The following is a 16683-nucleotide window of genomic DNA, read 5'->3' as shown; positions in this document are numbered from 1 at the left end:
TGCAAATTTTTAAGGAATCTAACTAACTTTACACTTTAAATTTTAGAATTGAGAGCAACTTTTTATCATACTACCACCAACATTAAATTGTTCAAGGAACAGTTATTACAATGGTCACAACAGTTTGACGATGTGGTTTGGTTAGATTCTAACAACTACGAACAAAACTACTCTAATTACGATGCGGTATTGGCAGTTGATGCCTTTACAAGCATTAAAACCGATTATACCCAAGCTTTTGAGCATTTAAAAGAATACCAAGCCATTACAAACGATTGGATTTTTGGGTATTTGACCTACGATTTAAAAAATGCTGTTGAAAACCTAATATCTCAGAATTTTGATGGTTTAGAGTTTCCTGACATGTATTTCTTTCAACCTAAAAAATTGTTCTTTTTTAAAGGAAACACTATTGAAATGCAGTATTTGAAGCTGGTTGATGATGAGTTTGAAGAAGATTTAAAAGCTATACAGCATTACCAACAGGTACAACGAAATAATGTACCGAATGAAATAAAAATAAAACTCCGCATACACAAAGACGCTTATTTTGAAAAAGTAAACAACATGTTGGCGCACATACACCGAGGCGATTTGTATGAAGCAAACTTTTGCCAAGAGTTTTATGCTGAAAATACTAGCATTAACCCTTTGGAAACGTATTTAAAACTCAACTGCATATCAAACCCGCCATTTGCTACGTTTTTAAAGTGCCATGATAACTATTTGCTTTCGGCTTCACCAGAACGCTATTTAAAAAAGCAAGAAACCACCATTATTTCGCAACCCATAAAGGGTACAGCAAAGCGTTCTTCAAACAAAAAAGAAGATGAGCAATTAAAACACGACTTGCTTACTAACACTAAAGAACGTAGCGAGAATATTATGATTGTTGATTTGGTGCGTAATGATTTATCTAAAACCGCCATAAAAGGCACCGTTGTAGTTGAAGAATTGTGCAAAATCTATACGTTTGATCAAGTACATCAAATGATATCAACTGTAACCTCGCAAGTTGAAACCACTACACATCCTGTTGATATTATAAAAAGCACCTTCCCAATGGGAAGCATGACAGGTGCGCCAAAAATATCGGCAATGAAAATTATTGAAGCTTTGGAAGAAACCAAACGCGGTCTTTACTCTGGTGCGGTTGGGTATTTTTCGCCATCGGGCAACTTTGATTTTAACGTAGTAATACGAAGTATTTTGTACAACAAAACCAAAAAATATGTGTCTTATTCCGTTGGTAGCGCAATTACAGCTAAAAGCGATCCACTAACAGAATACGAAGAATGCTTGGTAAAAGCTAAAGCAATGCGCCAAGTTTTGGAAGACTAATCGATATGATTGTTAAAGTTCTTCTTAATCTCATCAAAAATTAAAACAATACGCTTGGTTTCAATACCTTTTACTTTTGATATGTCTTCAAAACTAAGTTTACCAAATACAAACAAATCCACAATATTCGATACGTTTAAAGGCAGCCAACTGTATAAATTACCCAAAGCTTTGTTATGATTAGTAGCAGAAACAACATCTGCATCAAGCGCATTTAAAACCGAGTTACTATCATCATCATACAAGAATAACTGCTTTTGCTGTCCGTTTTGTTGGTATGAAATATCGTCTAAATCTTCATGCATTACATAGTCAAAACCATCGTCAATAGTATAGTGTTCTTCTAAAGCATCTAATTCTTCTTCTAAAATGGCATTGGTACTTATGGTATTTTTATGAAAGGCTTCTTTTTTAAATAAAGCGTCCAATTCGGCATCAACATATTTAAAAAGTTTCAATTTTAATGCGTTAGCATCAATATCAATATTATAGCCGTTTTCATAAAACTTAGCAATACTTTCGTCAATAATACCACTAGACGAATACATTTTTTTAGGAATAACACCCGTAGATTCTGCAATATATAGGCGGTGTTTAACGTATGGATGTAATTGATGCGAAGTTGCCACCACTTTTTTGTTAAACGCAGTTTGAGTGGCTTTGTTGTTTAATTTTTCTATAGTACTCATAATGCCAGTATTTAATATGTCTTTCTAAATTTACGAAATTCTGCATTAATTATACTGACCAAAATCAGTTTTCGGTAATTGTAATTATTTATAACGAAGCTTTGCAACATTAAAATAAACCTTAACTTTGAGATATGATAAAAAACTTTCAAAGGCATATAAATTCGAAGCTTTCATTTTTAAAAGATAGTAAGCTTTTAATTGCTGTTTCTGGTGGTGTTGATAGTGTAGTGTTGGTGCTTTTATGCCATAAAATGGGTTTGAATATAGCATTGGCACATTGTAATTTTAATTTACGAAGCAACGAAAGTGATGCCGATGAAGACTTTGTATTACAACTGGCAGAAGATTTAGATTTGGAAGTTTTTATAGAAAGTTTTGAAACGGAAGTTTTTGCTAAAGAGAATAAGCTATCCATTCAAATGGCAGCACGCAAATTAAGGTACGATTGGTTTGAAGAACTAGCGAAACAATTAAACTTCAATTACATATTAACAGCACACCATGCAGATGATAATCTAGAAACGTTTTTAATTAATTTTACTAGAGGTACAGGTTTAGAAGGCTTAATAGGTATTCCAGAAGTTAATGATGCGTTTGTTCGTCCACTTTTGCCTTTTTCTAGAGAAACTATTGAAAATTACGCAAAAGAAAATCATGTAAAATGGCGCGATGATAGTAGTAATGCATCTACTAAATATCTACGTAATAAATTAAGGCACGATGTAATTCCAATATTAAAAGAAATTAATCCTAGTTTGTTGCAAAGTTTTCAGAATACAATTAGCAATTTACAAGATTCTAGAGATATAGTAAATGATAAAATTTCCGATTTAATTAAACAAGGTATTATTAACTTAACAGATACAGGATTTCAATTAAATATTGAGTTAATAAAAAAACATAATAATACAAAAGCCTATTTATTTGCGTTTTTAAATGAATACGGATTTACAGAATGGCAAGATGTTGTTGGTTTATTAGAGGCACAATCAGGGAAACAAGTATTTTCAGAGAAATGGCGATTAATTAAAGACCGGGATTATTTATTGCTTAGTGAACTGGTTGATGAAGAACAACAAGCAATAACTATTTTAAAAACAAATACACACGTTCAAACCCCTTTTGGTGTATTATTTTTTGATGAAGTTGATGCTATTTTAGAAACTTCAAAAAACACTATTTATGTTGATGAAGACGCGTTAAAGTATCCGTTACAACTAAGAAAATGGGAAAAAGGCGATGAATTTCATCCTTTAGGAATGCAAGGAAAAAAGAAATTAAGCAAGTATTTTAAAGATGAAAAATATTCACTGTTGGATAAAGAACACGCATGGTTATTGTGTTCAGGAAACACCATAGTTTGGGTAATAGGCAAACGTGCTGATAACCGATTTAAAGTAACCAAAAACACAAAACAGATTATAAAAATTGAACTAAAATAGTTAGTCATTTCTGCGAAGGTAGGAATTCACTTTGAACAAAATATATAAATTGATTTTACAAGGAAACATAGTAGATATACAAAACAAACGCATTTTTAAAGGTGAAATAACTTTTAAAGATGGTAAGGTAAGTGCAATTATTGAAAAAGCGCACGAGTTTGAAACTTATATCCTTCCGGGTTTTGTAGATGCTCATATTCATATAGAAAGTTCCATGTTAGTACCAAGTGAATTTGCACGTTTAGCCGTAACACATGGTACAGTGGCAACGGTTTCAGACCCACACGAAATAGCCAATGTGTTAGGCGTAAAAGGTGTGGAATTTATGATTGAAAATGGTAAAAAAGTACCATTTAAGTTCAATTTTGGCGCGCCATCATGTGTGCCAGCAACCACGTTTGAATCGACTGGTGCAGTTATAGATTCAGACGGGATAAAATCACTTTTAGAAAACGCAGATATTAAATATTTAGCAGAAATGATGAATTATCCTGGCGTCTTATTTGACGACGCTGAGGTAATGAAAAAAATAGCTTTAGCAAAGCATTACAACAAACCGGTTGATGGGCATGCACCAGGACTACAAGGCGATGCTATTTCAAAATACATAAATGCAGGTATTACTACAGACCATGAATGTTTTACCCATAATGAAGCTTTAGAAAAGCTTCAAAAAGGCATGAAAATATTAATTCGTGAAGGTAGTGCAGCCAAAAATTTTGAAGCATTAATTGGTTTAGCTTCAGAATATTTTGAAAATATGATGTTTTGCAGTGATGATAAACACCCAGACGATTTAATAATAAGTCATATAAATAGCCTTTGTGCTCGTGCGGTTACAAAAGGTATTGATGTTTTTAAAGTGTTGCAAATGGCATGTATCAATCCAGTTAAGCACTATAATTTGGATGTAGGATTATTACAAATTGGTGATGCTGCCGATTGTATTGTGGTAAACGATTTAATTAACTTTAAAACACTTCAAACCTATGTTGATGGCGAGTTAGTGTTTGATAACGGACAATCATTAATCAAGCCTGTTTCTTTTGAAAACCTGAATAATTTCAATTGTGATAAAAAAGAAATTTTAGATTTCAAAGTTGCATCTTCAGCAAAAAAAATAAGAGTTATTGAAGCGCTAGAAGGACAATTAGTTACTAATGAATTAATTGAAAATGCTTTAATAGTTGATGGAAATATCGTTTCAAACACAGCAAAAGATATTTTAAAAATGACAGTTGTAAACCGTTATAAAAACGAAAAACCAGCTATAGCATTTATTAAAAATTTTGGATTAAAGGAAGGTGCAATAGCATCATCCGTCGGTCATGATTCGCACAACATTATTGCTGTTGGTGTAAGTGATGAAGCCATTAGTAAAGCGGTTAATTTAATTATTGAAAATAAAGGAGGCATTTGTGCTATTTCCAATACCGAAGAAAAAATAGTACCATTGTCAGTAGCAGGCATTATGAGTGATCAATGTGGTGAAACTATAGGAAAGCAATATGCAGAATTAGATAAAATTGCAAAGCAATTAGGAAGTAAGTTGCATGCACCGTACATGACCTTGTCTTTTATGGCTTTGTTAGTTATTCCATCATTAAAACTAAGCGATAAAGGCTTATTTAATGGCACAGATTTTAAATTTACTGCTTTAACCATTGACAATTAATTATTTTGCACCAAACCCTAAAACCCACACAATGCCCATATTAGATTCAACTTATAAACCACCATTTTTCTTTAAAAATGGCTTTGTAGCAACTGTATATTCTGGGTTAGCACGTAAGGTTACATTAAAGCAAGAACGCGAACGTATTACTTTAAGCGATGGCGATTTTTTGGATTTAGATTGGAGTTTTTCAAAAGAAAAAAGCAACAAACTCATTATTTTACTTCATGGCTTGGAAGGTCATGCTCAACGACCATACGTAACTGGTGCTGCCAAATTGTTTAATGAAAATAATATAGATGCCGTTTGTGTAAATTTTAGAGGGTGTAGTGGTGAAGATAATTTACTGTACAGAAGTTACCATTCTGGAGCTACTGAAGATTTGGAAGCGGTTGTAAACCATGCTATTGAGCAAAAAGGATATAGTGAAATCTTTCTAAAAGGCATCAGTTTAGGTGCGAATATGATTCTAAAATATTTAGGCGAACGGGAAACGGTTCCAATGCAAATAAAAGCAGCAATTGCGGTTTCATCACCTTGTTATTTATCGGGTTCAGCCAAAGAATTACATACCTTTAAAAATATATTATTTCATGATAGGTTTAAAAAACATTTAGTTAACAGATTGAAAATAAAACAAATACATTTTGATAAAGATTTAAGTGTCGAAGCTATTAAATCTATAAAAACCTTGTATGATTTTGATAATGTTTACACCGCTAAAGCACATGGTTTTGCAGATGCTGAAGATTATTATGAAAAGAGTAGTAGTTTGCAATTTCTCCCAAACATAAAAACACCAACTCTTATTATTAACGCTCTTAACGATTCGTTTTTGTCGCCTGAGTGTTTTCCTGTAAAAGAAGCAAAACAAAACCCTAACTTATATTTAGAAATGCCAAAATTTGGTGGTCATGTGGGTTTTATTGATAAAAAGAATGTGTATTATAATGAAAAACGAGCCTTAGAGTTTATAAAAACTGCCAATTAGCCATATCTTTAATAGATAATTTTTGAAATACAATATGAGTTCATCACCAGAAGATAAAGCCAAAACACCAGAGAAGTTTCAGAATTTAAAAACAACACTTCCACCTAAAAACAGTGTTGGGTTTACTTCTATAAAAGTGGTGTTAGGTCAAGTTTCAAAGTACATGAAGCCTAGTGATGTGCTTAAAATTTCAGCAAAAATCAATCAAAAAGGAGGATTTGATTGCCCAGGTTGTGCATGGCCAGATCCAGATGATGAGCGTTCATCTTTAGGTGAATTTTGTGAAAACGGCATGAAAGCTATGGCAGAAGAAGCGCAAAATAAAACCATTGGTGAAACGTTTTTTCAAAAGCATTCGGTAGATGAACTTGCAAGTTGGTCAGATTTTGAAATTGGTAAATCTGGGCGGTTATCAGAACCTATGTTTTTAGCAGAAGGTGCTTCACATTACCAACCCATTTCTTGGAAAGCGGCGTTTAATAAAGTAGCAACACATTTAAATAAATTGAATAATCCTGATGAAGCTGTTTTTTATACATCGGGAAGAACCACGAATGAAGCGGCTTTTTTATATCAATTATTTGTACGTGAGTTTGGTACATCTAATTTACCCGATTGCTCAAATATGTGTCATGAAGCGAGTGGAAGTGCATTATCTGAAACTTTGGGCATAGGAAAAGGCTCGGTAACTTTGGACGATTTGTATAAAGCTGAAGTTGTTATGGTTATTGGTCAAAATCCAGCAACAAACCACCCAAGAATGCTAACAGCTTTAGAAAAATGTAAATCGAATGGCGGTAAAATAATTGCCATAAATCCGTTACCAGAAGCAGGATTAATAAAATTCACTAATCCACAAAACCCACTTAAATTACTAACAGGCGGCACTAAAATTGCTGATATTTTTGTGCCAATAACCATCAATGGTGATGTGGCTTTTATAAAAGCATTGCTTATTAAATTACTTGAAAAAGAAGAGCTTTCGGGTGGTGTTTTTGATAAAGATTTTATTAACGATTTCACCTTTGGTTATCAAAACTTTATTTCAGATTTAAAAACCTATAATTTTGAAGATTGCTTAAAAGCTTCAGGTGTTTCAAAAGCTATTTTTGATGATGTTTTCAATCTTATATTGAACAACAACAAAATTATTATTTGTTGGGCAATGGGTTTAACCCAACACCAAAATGCAGTTGACAATATTCGCGAATTGGTGAATTTATTGTTATTAAAAGGAAGTATTGGTAAAGAAGGTGCTGGTACGTGTCCTGTTCGTGGACATTCTAACGTGCAAGGCGATAGAACCGTTGGTATCTGGGAATCTGCACCACAAGCTTTTTTAGATAAAATTGAAGCTAAATATGGCTTTAAACCAAGTACAAAACACGGCTATTCGGTAATAGATTCTATAAAAGCAATGTATGAAGAGAGAGCTAATGTATTTTTCGGTATGGGTGGTAATTTTATTTCCGCAGTGCCTGATACCGCTTATGCAGCACAAGCAATATCAAATTGTAATTTAACAGTTCATGTAAGTACCAAATTAAACCGTTCACATTTAGTTACGGGTAAAGAAGCATTGATTTTACCGTGTTTGGGTCGTTCTGAAAAGGATTATCAAAAAACAGGTATTCAAGTACAAAGTGTTGAAAATTCTATGGGAATAGTGTCTTCAACTAAAGGTGTTTTAGAACCGTGTTCCGATAAATTAATTAGTGAAGTAGCCGTAGTTTGTGGTGTAGCCAATGCGACTTTACAAGGAAAAACTAAAATTAATTGGCTTCAATACAAAGACGACTATAATTTAGTACGTAATGATATTCAGGAAGTTGTTGATGGTTTTGAAAATTATAACACCAAATTAAAAGAATCTTCAGGATTTTATTTACCAAATGGCGCACGTGTTAGGCAATTCAAAACCAAAACTGGAAAAGCCAATTTCACCATTAATAAATTGCCAGAATGGAAGCTTAAAGATGATGAATTAATAATGATGACCATTCGTAGTCACGATCAATTCAACACAACCATTTACGGATTAAACGACCGCTACCGAGGTATTTATAATGAACGTCGTATCATTTTCATGAATCGTGAAGATATGGAAACTAGAGGGTTGAAAGAACAGCAAATTGTTAATTTGAAATCGGAATTTAATGGTGTTATTAGAAAAGCTAATAATTTTAAAGTAGTTGGTTATGATATTCCTAAAAATTGTTGTGCTACGTATTTTCCAGAAACAAATGTGTTAGTTCCATTAGATAGTTTTGCTCACACGGCTAAAACGCCAGCTTCAAAAAGTGTGATAATAACTATTGAAATAATATAAGATTCTTATTCTTTCATATTTATAACATTATTATTTTGATTAATACTTAGAAAAACTTTACACTATTTGTGAAATTGCTAATAGTTGTTTAAAATTGAACTTTTCTTATTCAAAATTAAGTATTATTACGTAGTTTTTATTTATGTTTGCATTATAAATACGTAATTATGAAAAAAATTATAGTTGTCGGTAACGGAATGGTAGGGTATAAATTTTGTGAAAAGTTTGTAGCTTTAGCAAAAGGCAAAAAGTTTCAGTTAACTGTTTTTGGTGAAGAACCCAGACCAGCATACGATCGTGTTCATTTAAGTGAGTTTTTTCAAAATAAAGATGCAAAAGCTTTAGAAATGGCTCCAAGATCTTGGTACGAAGAACATGGTATTGAATTAGTTACCAATGAACGTATTACAGCAATTCATCGTGTTTCTAAAAAAGTAACAACGTCTAAAGATTTAAATTATAAGTACGACTACTTAGTTTTAGCAACAGGTTCTGCGCCTTTTGTACCAAATATTCCTGGTGTAGAGAAACAAGGAGTTTTTGTTTATAGAACTATTGAAGATTTGGAAGACATGCTTTCTTATGCTGCTAAATTGAAGAAAGGTAGAAAAAGTGATACAATTAAAGCAGCAGTTCTTGGTGGTGGTTTATTAGGTTTGGAAGCTGCTAAAGCGGTTATGGATATGGGCTTTGAACCGCATGTTGTTGAATTTGCAAATAAGTTAATGCCACGTCAGTTAGACACCAGAGCTAGTAAAGTTTTACAAGAAAAATTAGAATCTTTAGGCATTAATATACACCTTTCAAAAGCTACTAATAAAATATTGGGTGATAAAAGTATCACAGGAATGGAGTTTGGTGAATACGATAAAATTGATGTTGAAATGTTGGTTATTTCAGCAGGAATACGTCCGCGTGACGAACTAGCAAAAACCTGTTTTTTAGAAATGGGAACACGAGGTGGTATTGTTGTTAATGATAAAATGCAAACTTCAGATCCTGAAATTTATGCTATTGGTGAAGTTGCTTTGTATAACCAAATGATCTACGGTTTGGTAGCACCTGGTTATGATATGGCTGGTGTTGCAGTAAACCAAATTTTAGGAAATGTAGAGGTTTTAATGCAAAGCGATATCGATATGTCTACCAAATTGAAATTGATAGGCGTAGATGTAGCGAGTTATGGTGAACCTTTTATGCCTGTTGAAAAGGGTTATTCTATTATTTACGAAAACAAAACGAAGAATTTATACAAACGTATTAACATTAGCCATGATGGGAAAAACCTTTTAGGAGGAATTTTAGTTGGAGATGCGTCTGATTATAATATGTTTCACCAAATATATTTAAACGGATTGCCAATTCCAGAAGATGCCGAAGAGTTGATTTTAGGAAGTAGAGGTGAAGGAGGCTCATCGTTTGGAAGTGTGATGGATATTCCAGATGCGGCACAAGTTTGTTCTTGTGAGAGTGTTACAAAAGGTGCTATTTGTTGTTCAATTACTGAAGGCGATTGTCAAAATTTAGGTGATGTGATAGCAAAAACCAAAGCAACTACAGGTTGTGGTGGTTGTAAACCTATGGTGGTCGATTTGGTTAACGAAACCCTTAAATCGTTAGGAAAAGAAGTTAAAGAAACGCTTTGCGAGCACTTTAGCTTTAACCGTCAAGAGTTATACGATTTAGTAAAAGTAAATAGAGTTGCAGATTACGACGAAGCACTGAACCTGTTTGGTGAAGGCGATGGTTGTGAGGTTTGTAAACCAGCATTGGCATCTATTTTCGCGACTATAACTATGGAAACGCCAAACAAGCAAGTGGCTATTCAAGATACCAACGACCGTTTTTTAGCAAACATTCAACGTAATGGAACTTATTCGGTAGTGCCAAGAATTGCAGGTGGTGAAATTACACCAGATAAGTTAATTGTTATTGGTGAAGTTGCTAAAAAATACGATTTATATACGAAAATAACGGGCGGACAGCGTATCGATTTATTCGGCGCACAATTACACGAATTACCACTTATTTGGAAAGAATTAATTGATGCTGGTTTTGAAAGCGGACATGCCTACGGGAAGTCGTTACGTACCGTAAAAAGTTGTGTAGGTTCTACATGGTGTCGCTACGGTATGCACGAAAGTGTAACATTCGCGATTGAAATTGAAAATCGTTATAAAGGTTTACGTTCGCCACATAAATTAAAAGGAGGTGTTTCGGGTTGTATTAGAGAATGTGCCGAAGCTAGAGGGAAAGATTTTGGATTGATTGCAGTTGATGGTGGATGGAACTTATATGTATGTGGAAACGGTGGCGCAACACCAAAACACGCCATTCTTTTTGCAGAACAATTGGACGATGCCACAGCTATAAAATACTTAGATAGATTCTTAATGTTCTACATACGTACTGCTGGACCTTTAGTTAGAACCGCACCTTGGTTAGAAAAATTAGATGGAGGTATAGACTATTTGAAGAAAGTAGTTATTGAAGATTCCTTAGGAATTGCTGAAGAATTAGAACAAGAAATGCAAGGGCTTGTAAACAAATACGAATGTGAATGGAAACAAGCTATTGAAGACCCAAATATGGCAAAACGTTTCAAGCATTTTGTGAATTCGGATGATACTGATGATAACTTGGTGTTTGTACCAATGCGCGACCAGAAAATGCCTAAAGCGTGGTAAAATATAAAGAGTTGTAAAGTTGTATGTCGTGGAATTGTATTGCAACTTAACAACATGCAGCATAACAACCAACAACTTAATAACAAACAAATATAAAAATGCAGAATATACTAGAACAATATAAATCGGTTGCTGAGGCAGAAGTAAAAACTTGGTTTGAGGTTGGTACGGTAAGCGATTTTCCAGAGAATACCGGCGCTTGTATTAAGTACAAAACCAAGCAAATAGCAGTGTATAATTTCGCAAGAAAAGATAAATGGTATGCCTGCCAAAACTTATGTCCGCATAAAATGGAAATGGTATTGTCTTTAGGAATGATAGGCGATAAAGATGGGGTTGCTAAAGTGGCTTGCCCAATGCATAAAAAGAATTTTTCGTTGGAAGACGGTAGTAATTTAGGTGGCGATGATTTAAAAATTGCCGTATATCCTGTTAAAATTGAAGGTGAAAATGTGTATATTGGCTTTGTAGATTAAACCAAAAATACATACACATCATGAAACCAATACGTTTTGAAACAGCCATAGCCTTAATAGATAGAAAAAATTCTGAAGATCCGAATGTTTACCACGCTTGTGGGTTAGATTTTCCTAAAGAATTATTGTATTCGCAACGCATGTCGCAAAAGTTATTGCAGTTTAAACCAGACGCATCTAGAGCGCTTCAAATTGCTGCTAGAGCACAACACATTTGCCGTTGGAAAATTGCTAGAGATGAGTATGCAATGGACCGCGTTGGTTATTTAAAATGGCGTGAAACCTTAAAAAAAATGCATGCAGACATAACTGCTGAAATTTTAAAAGAAGTTGGTTATGAAGATGAGTTTATTGAGCGCGTTTCATTTTTAATCAACAAAAAACTGATTAAAAAGAATGAAGAAACCCAAACATTGGAAGATGTGATTTGTTTGGTGTTTTTAGATTATTATTTTGAAGAATTTACAGAAAAGCATGATGATGCAAAGTTGATTGATATTCTTCAAAAAACATGGGTAAAAATGTCGGAAGAAGGACATGTAGAAGCCTTAAAAATTAAGTATTCAGAAAAAAGTTTAACATTAATAAAACAAGCTATTTCTTAAAATAGCAGCAACCAATGGCAAAGAACGGTAATTCATTAGATCAACGCACTTTTGATAGATTAAGCCGTTTGTACATTATAGCATTAAGTACCATTGCGCTTTCTGTAATTGTAAGTCAAATTTTAGTACGCAAACATTTAAACGACCAACAAAGTGATTCTTCGGTAATAAATGTGGCTGGTAGGCAGCGTATGTTAAGTCAAAAATTAACCAAAGAAATTGTATCGCTTTCTACTGAAGATAGTTTAGCAGAACGTATTCTTCTTAAAGACAAAGTAAAGCAAACACTAAAACTTTGGACTATATCGCATCAAGCACTTCAAAATGGAAATGATAGTTTAGACTTGCCAGGGAAAAACAGTGCTATCATTAAAGAAAAATTCAAAATTTTAAATCCAACGTTTGATAGTATCAGTAATGCCTCAAAAGCAATTATTGAAAAAATTGAGAATATTCCGCCATTACCGCGCTCCGTTTTTACTAACGAAGTAGAAATTGTAAAACAAAACGAAGGTCATTTTCTTCAAGTAATGGACCAAATAGTAAACCAATACGATTTGGAAGCCGATGCTAAAGTAAGTTGGTTACGTAAGCTGGAGTTGCTACTAATGGCGCTTACCATACTTATATTACTAGTAGAATTTTTATTTATTTTTTGGCCAGCGGCGAAGTCGGTTAAATCAACACTTGCCGAATTATTGGAAGCCGAGAAAAAGGCTAAAAAAATGGCGTTTGATGCTGATGAGTTAAGTGTTTCAAAAGAAAAGTCTATAAAAGAATTGCGTGCGTTAAGTCATGCCATGGATGAAACCTTATTATTTGCTCGTATTACTCCAAACGGTGCTTTGGTTCATATTGGAAAGAAATTTTCGCGCCTATTTAAGTTTACAAAGTATAATATGACAACCAATTTTTCAGAAATACTTTCCATAAACGAAATAGAACAATCTGTTATTGAAAACTTAATTATTAAGTACAAAAAAACAGGTTGGCAAGGAGAAGTAAAAGGTACAACTAAAGATAATCATGATGTATGGTTAGAAATGGCAATTATTCCATTTAGCCCAACAGATGATAAATCGGAATTACTAATCATTGCTTCAGAAATAACAGCGCGTAAGGCAGCACAACTAGAAATAGCACGCTTAACAAAGGAAAGTTTTGAGGAAAAAATGAGTCAGCAAAAGGTTATTTCAAGTAAAATTATTGAAAACCAAGAAAAAGAACAAAACCGCATAGCTAAAGATGTACATGATGGTATTGGCCAAATGCTTACAGGTTTAAAATACAATTTAGAAAGTATTGATATTAAAGATATTGATAAAACAGCTTCTAAAATTGAACACCTTAAAGAATTGACATCCAATATAATAAAAGGTGTTAGAACAGCAACATTTAATTTAACACCACCCGAACTTTCAGACCATGGTATTGTACCTGCACTTTCTAAATTAACACTCGAATTAGGAAAACTTACAGGGAAAAACATTGTCTTATTCAATAAAACAGAGTTTAACCAGCGCTTAGATTCGTTGGTAGAGATAAATATATATCGTATTGTACAAGAGGCAATCAATAATGCAATTAAATATGCCGATTCTACACACATTTTAGTTTCCTTATCACATAGCGAAAATATACTAAGTATTGTGGTTGATGATAATGGTAAAGGTTTTGACCCAACAAAGGTGAAAAATGTTAAAAATGGTGATGGTGGTATGGGTATGACCTTTATGCGAGAACGTATTAAATATATAGATGGACGCTTTTTTCTTAATTCTGAACTAGGTAAAGGAACACGCGTTACTTTAAATATACCAATAAGTAATTAAGTACTATTACGTAAAATTTATTAGTTTTGTACTTATAATAGATTAAATTATGAACGTTATAAATGTAGTTTTAGCAGACGACCACGTATTGGTAAGAGATGGTATTAAAGCACTTTTAGAAGACCAAGAAGGTATTAAAGTAATTGATGAAGCATCAAACGGCGTAGAAGCACTTGAGGTAATAAAAAAACACAAACCTCATTTATTAATTGTAGATATTCGTATGCCAGAAATGAATGGTATCGAGGTTGTTAGAGAAATTAATAAAACTTATACCGATGTTAGAACCTTGGTACTTTCAATGCACGACTCTGAAGAATACGTAGTAAAAGCAATTCAAGCTGGTGCAGATGGTTACTTACTTAAAGGAGCGAGTAAAGAAGAATTTTTAAAAGCATTACACAAAGTAGCTTCAGGAGGAAAATATTTTACAGGTGATGTTTCTGCTATTATTATGAATAATTTTGTGAATGGAACAGTTTCTAACACAACTACAATAGAAGAAAAACAAATAGAAGATCCATTCAATCTTACCAAACGCGAAAAGCAAATTTTAAATCTCGTTTTGCAGTTAAAAAATAACAAAGACATTGCTGAAGAACTTCAAATTAGCAAACGTACCGCCGAAGTACATCGTTTTAATTTAATGAAAAAATTAGATGTTAAAAATCTTATGGAACTTAGTAATAAGGCTAGTGAGTTTGAGTTGATTTAAGGTAGTTTTTATACACTTTAAATGGAATTTTTTATAGGAATTTATGGATTAATATTTACAGGTGTAACTTATAGAGATTATTTAATTCTTTTGAAAGATTCGTATGAAAAGCATTTGTGAAAAAAAATTTTCAAAATTAGCTCCAATAAAATTTAATCATGCTAATATTCAATCTAAGATAAATAGTATTGAACAACAGTTTTCGGAACTACATAAAATTTAATTAAATCAACTCAAGTAAGTACTCCTTGCTAATAATTTTATACTAATTACATTAAATTCTTATATAATTTATTTCTTTTTTTACCAAATTCCCAAAAACAGATTCTGATAATTGTCAAATACGTATTTATTAAGCAATACGTAATTTATATTTTTATTATTAAGTATTTATACTTAGTTTTGTACGTATAAATATACTTATTATGAATACTTCAGAATCTCTTAAGGCAACAAAATTAAATTTATTCAATTTTAAATCGATTCCAACTCGTACGTTTTGGATAACGTCTATATCATTCTTTATGTGTTTTTTCGCATGGTTTGGTATTGTACCGTTTATGCCAGATGTTACAAAAGATTTAGGCTTAACACCAGACCAAAAATGGAACTCTATTATTTTGGCTGTAACAGGAACGGTATTTGCCAGATTATTAATAGGTAAATTATGTGATAAATACGGACCAAGATTATGTTATACTTGGTTGTTGGTTTTAGGAGCTATTCCTGTAATTGCTTGTGGTTTGGTAGAAACGCCTCTTCAGTTTTTAATTTGTAGATTATTTATTGGTTTTATAGGTGCATCTTTTGTAATTACCCAAGTACATACTTCATTAATGTTTGCTCCAAATATTGTTGGTACAGCCAATGCAACATCGGCAGGATGGGGTAATTTAGGTGGTGGCGCTAACCGTTTAGGTATGCCATTAATAGCAGCGGCAGTAGTTAGTTTTGGAGTAGCTGATGCGCAAGCTTGGAGATATTCTATGGTTGTGGCTGGTACAGTATGTTTTTTAATGGGTTTAGTGTATTATTTTTTCACACAAGATACACCAGAAGGAAATTTTAAAGATTTAAGAGCTGCAGGTGAGGAAATTACCACTAAAAAAGACAAAGTAGGTTTTTCAACCGTAATTAAAGATTACAGGACTTGGATATTATTTTTAGTATATGCTGCTTGTTTTGGTATTGAATTAACAGTTTATGGTACAATGGATGATTATTTGCAAAATACATTTCAGTTAGAGCGCGTAACAGCAGGTAACATTGTTCTATCTTTTGCATTAATGAATATTTTTGCACGTACACTTGGTGGTTATTTTGGCGATATGTTTGGAAGATTAAAAGGGTTGCGAGGTCGTGTGTTGTTTTTAGCTTTTATTTTATCACTTGAAGGCATTATGCTTGTAACATTCTCTACAACTACTAGTTTTATTGTTGGTGTTTTACTTTTAATATTATTCAGTTTAACAGTTCAAATGGCTGAAGGCGCAACGTTTTCTGTAGTGCCGTTTATAAATAAAAAGGCGATAGGTTCTGTATCAGGAATTGTTGGTGCAGGTGGAAATGTTGGCGCATTTTTAGCAGCGTTGTTACTTAAATCTAAATCGGCAGTTGCCGAAAAAGCAGCAATTGTTTCTAGTCAAGGTTTAGATGATAGTTTAGCTCGTGCTGCTCAAGCATCAGCTGCTTCAGAAGCTGTTTCAAGTGGTTATTTTATTATAGGTTTTATTGTAGTGTTAACTGGCTTGTTAGCTTTAGCTATTCGTTTTTCAACTAATGAAGAAAGTATTAAAGTAACTAATGATACTAATTTTGAACCAGAATTAATTCCTATAAAAGCTGATTAAAGTTTAAAATTTTAAAGATTTAAAAAATAAGTTGTACCTTTTTTAAGG

At 33.0% G+C, this 16683-nt stretch carries 12 protein-coding genes; 11 read left to right on the top strand and 1 reads right to left on the bottom strand.

The window, feature by feature from the left end:
• The first annotated feature begins 48 nt into the window (after nt 1-48).
• The gene (locus tag ACFQ1R_RS02480; RefSeq protein WP_379924530.1) at nt 49-1341 is read left to right on the top strand and encodes an anthranilate synthase component I family protein; all 1293 of its coding nucleotides are present in this window, start codon (nt 49-51) and stop codon (nt 1339-1341) included.
• Here ACFQ1R_RS02480 and ACFQ1R_RS02475 read toward each other — a convergent pair.
• Nucleotides 1338-2030, bottom strand: coding sequence for a hypothetical protein (locus tag ACFQ1R_RS02475; RefSeq protein WP_379924529.1), 693 nt, complete (start codon nt 2028-2030; stop codon nt 1338-1340). The genes ACFQ1R_RS02480 and ACFQ1R_RS02475 overlap by 4 nt on opposite strands.
• 134 nt (nt 2031-2164) lie before the next feature.
• Here ACFQ1R_RS02475 and tilS point away from each other — a divergent pair, with 134 nt between their 5' ends.
• From tilS to ACFQ1R_RS02425, 10 genes are all read left to right on the top strand, one after another.
• Nucleotides 2165-3475 carry a tRNA lysidine(34) synthetase TilS gene (gene tilS, locus ACFQ1R_RS02470; RefSeq protein ID WP_379924528.1) on the top strand — a complete coding sequence of 437 codons (1311 nt, stop codon included), beginning with the start codon at nt 2165-2167 and terminating at the stop codon, nt 3473-3475.
• A 49-nt stretch (nt 3476-3524) separates the two neighbouring features.
• On the top strand, nt 3525-5150 hold the full coding sequence (gene ade / locus ACFQ1R_RS02465) for an adenine deaminase (RefSeq protein WP_379924527.1): 1626 nt from the start codon (nt 3525-3527) through the stop codon (nt 5148-5150).
• 31 nt (nt 5151-5181) lie between these two features.
• Nucleotides 5182-6141, top strand: coding sequence for a YheT family hydrolase (locus tag ACFQ1R_RS02460; RefSeq protein ID WP_379924526.1), 960 nt, complete (start codon nt 5182-5184; stop codon nt 6139-6141).
• A gap of 34 nt (nt 6142-6175) precedes the next feature.
• Nucleotides 6176-8470: an FdhF/YdeP family oxidoreductase gene (locus ACFQ1R_RS02455; protein ID WP_379924525.1), complete on the top strand. Its 2295-nt coding sequence runs from the start codon at nt 6176-6178 to the stop codon at nt 8468-8470.
• A 167-nt stretch (nt 8471-8637) separates the two neighbouring features.
• Entirely contained in the window at nt 8638-11157 is a 2520-nt protein-coding gene (gene nirB, locus ACFQ1R_RS02450) for a nitrite reductase large subunit NirB (RefSeq protein WP_379924524.1), read from the top strand.
• 98 nt (nt 11158-11255) lie between these two features.
• A complete protein-coding gene (nirD, locus tag ACFQ1R_RS02445; protein WP_379924523.1) occupies nt 11256-11633 on the top strand; it encodes a nitrite reductase small subunit NirD in 378 nt (125 codons plus the stop codon).
• A gap of 20 nt (nt 11634-11653) precedes the next feature.
• Entirely contained in the window at nt 11654-12238 is a 585-nt protein-coding gene (locus tag ACFQ1R_RS02440) for a DUF4202 domain-containing protein (protein WP_379924522.1), read from the top strand.
• Nucleotides 12239-12252: 14 nt separating this feature from the next.
• Entirely contained in the window at nt 12253-14070 is a 1818-nt protein-coding gene (locus tag ACFQ1R_RS02435) for a sensor histidine kinase (protein WP_379924521.1), read from the top strand.
• Nucleotides 14071-14119: 49 nt separating this feature from the next.
• On the top strand, nt 14120-14785 hold the full coding sequence (locus ACFQ1R_RS02430) for a response regulator (RefSeq protein ID WP_379924520.1): 666 nt from the start codon (nt 14120-14122) through the stop codon (nt 14783-14785).
• A 425-nt stretch (nt 14786-15210) separates the two neighbouring features.
• Nucleotides 15211-16635, top strand: coding sequence for an MFS transporter (locus tag ACFQ1R_RS02425; protein ID WP_379924519.1), 1425 nt, complete (start codon nt 15211-15213; stop codon nt 16633-16635).
• Nucleotides 16636-16683: the final 48 nt, after the last annotated feature.

Source organism: Mariniflexile jejuense, from assembly GCF_042675665.1.
Taxonomy (GTDB): Bacteria; Bacteroidota; Bacteroidia; order Flavobacteriales; family Flavobacteriaceae; genus Mariniflexile; species Mariniflexile jejuense.
Note: the sequence above shows the minus strand (reverse complement) of the source record. Positions and strands in the feature narration are given on the sequence as shown.